The 4,454-nt window shown below is 61.9% G+C and carries 5 protein-coding genes; all 5 read left to right on the forward strand.

The window, feature by feature from the left end:
- Window positions 1–171: 171 nt before the first annotated feature.
- Entirely contained in the window at window positions 172–960 is a 789-nt protein-coding gene (locus Q0349_RS10475) for a ChbG/HpnK family deacetylase (RefSeq protein WP_298080875.1), read from the forward strand.
- 188 nt (window positions 961–1,148) lie between these two features.
- Window positions 1,149–2,102 (forward strand): nitroreductase, encoded by a 954-nt coding sequence (locus tag Q0349_RS10480; RefSeq protein ID WP_298080876.1) that lies wholly within the window; start codon window positions 1,149–1,151, stop codon window positions 2,100–2,102.
- A 503-nt stretch (window positions 2,103–2,605) separates the two neighbouring features.
- The gene (locus tag Q0349_RS10485) at window positions 2,606–3,394 is read left to right on the forward strand and encodes a nucleoside recognition domain-containing protein (RefSeq protein WP_298080877.1); all 789 of its coding nucleotides are present in this window, start codon (window positions 2,606–2,608) and stop codon (window positions 3,392–3,394) included.
- Entirely contained in the window at window positions 3,391–3,855 is a 465-nt protein-coding gene (locus Q0349_RS10490) for a YjiG family protein (RefSeq protein ID WP_298080878.1), read from the forward strand. The genes Q0349_RS10485 and Q0349_RS10490 overlap by 4 nt, the downstream gene beginning before the upstream one ends.
- A 10-nt stretch (window positions 3,856–3,865) precedes the next feature.
- Window positions 3,866–4,454 (forward strand): M20/M25/M40 family metallo-hydrolase (locus Q0349_RS10495; protein ID WP_298080879.1); only part of this gene is annotated, 589 nt, incomplete at its 3' end.

Genomic DNA, 4,454 nt, shown 5'->3' on the forward strand with positions numbered 1-4,454 from the left:
GCCCCGTTGCGGGCTTCGCTCTGCGGTCGCCCACCAAACTACCCCCTCCCCCGTGGGGGAGGGTCGGGGTGGGGGCAGCAAACAAGCCGCATTAGCGACGGTACAAATTGTAAACAGCCCCTAACCCCGCCAACATCACCATTGCCCGCCCCACCACAACATCCACCCCGCATGAAAAAAATCACCCTCAACATCGACGACCTCGGCCTCTCGTCCACCGTCAACGAAGCCGTCTGCCGCCTCGCCGAAGCGCGGCGCATCCACTCCGCCAGCCTGATGAGCCTCGGTGAACTGCCGCGCGAAACCCTCGCCCGCCTTGACGCCAGCGACTGCGAACTCGGCCTGCACCTTGACCTCACCGCCTTCGCCGCGCGCGAATACCCCGCCATTGGCGGCAGCCTGAAGCGCATCATCGCCCGCGCCTGGCTGCGCCGCTTTGACCCCGTCGCCCTGCGCGACCTCATCCGCCGCCAGCTTGACCGCTTTGAAGACCTGACCGGACGCGCGCCCACCTTCATTGACGGCCACCAGCACGTCCATCAGTTCCCGCAAATCCGCGAAACCCTGCTGGCCGAAGCCGCCGCACGCTACCGCGACCGCCCGGCGCTGCGCAGCACCCGCCCGATTGACCGCGACCCCAAAGCCCGCCTCATTCACGCCCTTGGCGGACGCCACCTCGACCACCACAGCGACGGCTGGCGCAAAAACCCCTATTTTGGCGGCGTTTACAACTTCAATGCCGACGCGACCGCGCTGCAACAGCACTGGCAACACTGGCTCGCCACCGCACCCGACGGCACCGTCATCATGTGCCATCCCGCCGTGCCGCGCGACGACTGGCAGGACGACATCAAACCCGCGCGCGAGAGCGAGTGGCATTTCCTCACCAGCGACGCTTTCGCCGCCCTGTGGCAGGCGCACAACTGCCAGCCACAACGCTGGGCGGCGTTTGCCGGATAAACCGCCCGCAATCATCATGACGCGCCATGACTGTCTTGGCCAAAATTAGCCATGCTTTGACTAATTAGTCAAAACATGGCTAATTTCATATAATGCTGTACATACAAAGAGATAGCATGAACGCCGACCCGCTTTATTAAAAAACACCTGGCTACCCACTAAACCTTCCCCGCAACCCGGAGCGCCCCATGAAAAACACCGCATTCACGCCCCTTATCGAACACGCCATCCGCGCCCCCTCCGGCCACAACACCCAGCCGTGGCGCTTCACCCTCGGTGCAGACTGCATCACCATCGCCCCCGATTTCAGTAAACGCCTGCCGGTCGTTGACCCCGACAACCGCGAACTCTTTATCAGCCTCGGCTGCGCGGCGGAAAACCTGCGCATCGCCGCCAGCCATCACGGCTACGCGACCACTACCGACATCGCCGCCGACGGCGCGATTACCATCACCCTGCAACAACAGCCCGGCATCATCCCCGACCCGCTCCTTGCACAAATCGCCCGTCGCCAAACCAACCGCGCCACTGCCGATGGCCGCCGCATCCCGCCGTCCGCACTGAACGACATCCTCGCCGCCAGCCAAAGCGCAGGTGTGCAACTGCACGCCTGGGAGAACGGCAGCCCCGCCTTTGCCCGCCTCGGCGCGCTGGTCATGGCGGGCAACACCGCGCAAATGCGCGACCCCGCTTTCAAGCACGAACTGCTGACGTGGATTCGCTACAACCGCAAAGACAGCGAACGCACGCGCGACGGTCTCAGCTACGCGGTGATGGGCGCACCCAACCTGCCGCGCTGGCTCACCGCCCTCATCATCCGCCTCATGCTTAACCCCCGCAGCCAGAACAACAGCGACCGCAAAAAAATCGCCGCCGCCTCGCACCTGCTGCTCATCGCCAGCGACGGCGATAACATCCCGGCGTGGATTGCCACCGGCGGCGTCCTGCAACAGCTGCTGCTGCAACTGACCGCACACGGCATCGCCAGCGCCTGGCTCAACCAACCCTGCGAAGTCGCCGCACTACGCGCCCGCCTCGCCGACGAATGCCCCGGCACACACCCGCAAATCCTGCTCCGCCTCGGCTACGCCGCCCCGCTGCCCTATGCGCTGCGCCGCCCGCTCGCGGAAGTTGTCGCATAGCCTGCACGCGGGAAGTGTGGCATCAGGAAAAGCGGACGTAGCGACTACTTCGTCGGGTGTGTGCCGCAGGCACGCACGCGGAAGTGTGGCATCAAGAAATGCGGACGTAGGGTGGGGCTTGCCCCACCGCTGGCCATCTGCCCTGCGTATAGCCATCCACCGTATGAGGCTTTCGGTGAATGGCTATAACGCCGCCGCTTGGGCGGCGTTCTTTTTGCAAACACGAAATCACATCATTTTGTGGACTTTTACACAAATTTTGTGGATTCGTCGCCATGCTCGCGTTAACATACCGGAAAACCGCATAATTCTTGACCGCGCACGGAGGCGCGCCTGCTGTTTTGCTGCGTCGTGGCGGCAGCGGTTTTTCTGCGCCATCTTTTTGAAACTACACTAAATTTTTTAATTTTTACTGGACTTTTCCGCATCCCGCATTCCATAATGCGCCACGGCAAAATGTGAATTTTGCCGTGATTTTCCGTTAATTCATGAGTGAGGTGTGTATGCAAGAGTCTCCTTCCGCCGCCGCGCCGCGCAAGGCGGGGATTGGCGCGTATATCGCGCTGATTTTTGCGGTGATTTTTTTCTCCGGCATCAGCGTCAGCAAGCCGGTGCAGGACTTCGGCACGGTGATTGCCGAAAAGCTCAATGTCGAGCCGCAAAAGGTGCATGACGTCTTCAGCGTGTTCGATTTCAACACGTTGAACGGCAAGTTTGGCAAGGTTGCCGTGCCGGAAACTGCCGACAAGGCCGCGAGTGGCCACGGTTCGGCGAATTTTTCCGGCCAGGGCGGCGCAGGCGCACGTGATGGTTTCCTGTTTGCCCTGACCTTGATGCCGACGACGCTGTTTGCGATGGGCATCATCGCCGTGCTGGAACATTACGGCGCGCTGGAAGCGATGCGCCGCCTGTTGCAGCGTATTCTGAAGCCGCTGATGGGCATTCCGGGCGATACCGGCCTCGCGATGATTGCCAGTTTCCAAAGCACCGACGCGGGCGCGGCGCTGACCCGCGCGCTCTACGACGAGGGCAAGCTCAACGCACAGGAGCGCGATATTTTCGCGATGTTCCAGTTCAGCGCAGGCGCGCCGATTACCAATTTCCTCTCCTCCGGCGCAGCCCTCCTCGCGCTGACTGCGGCCGCAGCGGTGGCAGGGGGTGAGGCGGAAAAAGTGCCAACCACGATTGGCGCCTGTCTCGCCGTCATCTTCATTTTCAAAGTCATCGGCGCGAACCTGATGCGCTTTTATCTGCGCCTCGCCGCCCGTAAAGAAGAAGGAGCGCCGTCATGAGTGAAATGCAAGAAAAACCAATGCTGACTGATGTTTTCGTCAGCGGCGTCAAGCGCGGCTGGGGCATCGCCACCGGCAGCATGTTGCCCAACGTGCTGATGGCCTTCATCCTCATCTACGTCCTCAAACTCACCGGCATTCTCGATCTGATCGGCACGGTCTGCGGCCCGGTGATGAAGGTCTTTGGCCTGCCCGGCGAGGCGCTGATGGTGCTGCTCGCCGCCTGGCTGTCCATGGGTGGCGGCGTGGGCGTCGCCTCCAGCCTATTTGCCGCCGGCAGCCTCAGCCTGCATGACATCGCCGTCCTCGCCCCGGCGATGTACCTCATGGGCTCGCAGGTGCAATACATCGGGCGGCTGCTCGGTGTCGTCGGCACCCCCGGCAAATACATTCCGGTGATGGTGCTGATCTCCATCATCAACGCCCTGCTGGCGCTACTCGTCATGCAAATCATCGTTTAGGAGCAATGCCATGAAAAAAGAAACCTTTTTGGAGCATCTGAAACCCTTCATCAATACCGACTGCGGCAGCTACCAGCCGGCCGGTGTCGGCAAAATCGCCGACATGCTCACCGAAAAATACACCGCGCTCGGCGGCTGGCACATCAAACGGCAGCACCTGCACGACGAAGTTGGCCCCGGCCTGCTAATTACCAACCGCGAAAATCCCGACCACTACGACGTACTGCTCGTCGGCCACATTGACACCGTCTTCCCCGAAGGCACTGCCGCCGCACGGCCGTTCAAGGTGGAAGGAGACCGCGCTTACGGCCCCGGCGTTGCCGACATGAAAAACGGCGTCATCACCATCTACGCCGCGCTGTCCGAACTGGACCCGGCGGTGCGCGACAAACTCTCCATCGGCATCCTGCACAACCCGGACGAAGAAATCGGCTCCATCCACTCCGACCCGTGGCTGCTGGCGGAAGCGAAAAAAGCCGACCGCGTACTCGTCTGCGAATCGGCGCGCGCCGACGGCTCGCTGGTGAACCGCCGCAAAGGTAATGCCACCTTCATCATCACCTACCACGGCGTCGCCTCGCACGCCGGTAACGACCCGG

The sequence above is a fragment of the uncultured Cardiobacterium sp. genome (genome assembly GCF_938028185.1).
Taxonomy (GTDB): domain Bacteria; phylum Pseudomonadota; class Gammaproteobacteria; order Cardiobacteriales; family Cardiobacteriaceae; genus Cardiobacterium.

Excerpts from the sequence above, each read along its gene's own strand:
- Q0349_RS10475 (WP_298080875.1), top strand. The coding sequence starts at position 172 with ATGAAAAAAATCACCCTCAACATCGACGACCTCGGCCTCTCGTCCACC.
- Q0349_RS10480 (WP_298080876.1), top strand. The coding sequence starts at position 1,149 with ATGAAAAACACCGCATTCACGCCCCTTATCGAACACGCCATCCGCGCC.
- Q0349_RS10485 (WP_298080877.1), top strand. The coding sequence starts at position 2,606 with ATGCAAGAGTCTCCTTCCGCCGCCGCGCCGCGCAAGGCGGGGATTGGC.
- Q0349_RS10490 (WP_298080878.1), top strand. The coding sequence starts at position 3,391 with ATGAGTGAAATGCAAGAAAAACCAATGCTGACTGATGTTTTCGTCAGC.